The 1,644-nt window shown below is 65.8% G+C and carries 2 protein-coding genes; both read left to right on the forward strand.

The genetic code is table 11. The features are described from left to right. A partial coding sequence (locus BIV25_RS46000) for an alpha-glucosidase C-terminal domain-containing protein (RefSeq protein WP_143076856.1) occupies positions 1-368 on the forward strand: 368 nt, incomplete at its 5' end. After that, positions 365-1,644, forward strand: a 1,280-nt coding sequence (gene treS / locus BIV25_RS46005; RefSeq protein WP_071378570.1) for a maltose alpha-D-glucosyltransferase, incomplete at its 3' end; no start/stop codon positions are given. The genes BIV25_RS46000 and treS, both read left to right, overlap by 4 nt.

The raw sequence follows: 1,644 nt of genomic DNA on the forward strand, positions 1-1,644 counted from the left end.
CCCTCATCACCCGGCTCAACACCCTCCGGCGGGAGAACCCGGCGCTGCGCCAACTGCGTGATCTGCACTTCCACCACGCCGACAAGGACGCGGTGATCGCCTACTCGAAGCGGAGCGGGTCGAACACTGTTCTGGTGGTCGCGAACCTCGATCCCCGCCACACCCAGGAGGCCACGGTCTCGTTGGACATGCCGCAACTCGGCCTGGACTGGCACGAGTCCGTACCGGTGCGCGACGAGCTCACCGGCGAGACCTATCACTGGGGCAGGGCCAACTATGTGCGCCTCGAACCGGGTATCAGGCCCGCGCACGTCTTCCGCGTCCTGCGACCGTCCACCCCGCAGATCGGAGGGTCACCCACCACATGATCGTCAATGAGCCCGTTCCGGACACCTTCGAGGACACGCCCGCCAAGGACCGTGACCCGGATTGGTTCAAACGCGCCGTCTTCTACGAGGTCCTGGTCCGCTCCTTCCAGGACAGCAACGGCGACGGCATCGGCGACCTGAAAGGTCTGACCGCGAAGCTGGACTATCTGCAGTGGCTCGGCGTGGACTGCCTGTGGCTGCCGCCGTTCTTCAAGTCACCGCTGCGGGACGGCGGTTACGACGTCTCCGACTACACGGCCGTCCTGCCCGAGTTCGGCGACCTCGCCGACTTCGTGGAGTTCGTGGACGCCGCCCACCAGCGCGGCATGCGCGTCATCATCGACTTCGTCATGAACCACACCAGCGACCAGCACCCGTGGTTCCAGGAGTCCAGGCGCGACCCGGACGGGCCGTACGGCGACTACTACGTATGGGCCGACGACGACAAGCAGTACGAGGACGCCCGGATCATCTTCGTCGACACCGAGGCCTCCAACTGGACGTACGACCCCGTACGCAAGCAGTACTACTGGCACCGCTTCTTCTCGCACCAGCCGGATCTGAACTACGAGAACCCGGCGGTGCAGGAGGAGATGATCTCCGCGCTGAAGTTCTGGCTGGATCTCGGCATCGACGGGTTCCGGCTGGACGCCGTGCCGTACCTGTACCAGCAGGAGGGCACCAACTGCGAGAACCTGCCCGCGACCCATGAGTTCCTGAAGCGGGTCCGCAAGGAGATCGACACCCAGTACCCGGACACCGTGCTGCTGGCGGAGGCCAACCAGTGGCCCGAGGACGTCGTCGACTACTTCGGCGACTACGGCACCGGCGGCGACGAGTGCCACATGGCCTTCCACTTCCCCGTCATGCCACGCATCTTCATGGCCGTACGCCGCGAATCGCGCTACCCGGTCTCGGAGATCCTCGCCAAGACCCCCGCGATCCCCTCGAAGTGCCAGTGGGGCATCTTCCTGCGCAACCACGACGAGCTCACCCTCGAAATGGTCACCGACGAGGAACGCGACTACATGTGGGCCGAATACGCCAAGGACCCGCGGATGCGCGCCAACATCGGCATCCGCCGCCGCCTCGCCCCCCTCCTCGACAACGACCGCAACCAGATCGAACTGTTCACCGCGCTCCTGCTCTCCCTGCCCGGCTCGCCGATCCTCTACTACGGCGACGAGATCGGCATGGGCGACAACATCTGGCTCGGCGACCGCGACGCCGTCCGCACCCCCATGCAGTGGACCCCCGACCGCAACGCCGGCTTCTC

It is taken from the genome of Streptomyces sp. MUSC 14, from assembly GCF_001866675.1.
Lineage (GTDB): Bacteria > Actinomycetota > Actinomycetes > Streptomycetales > Streptomycetaceae > Streptomyces.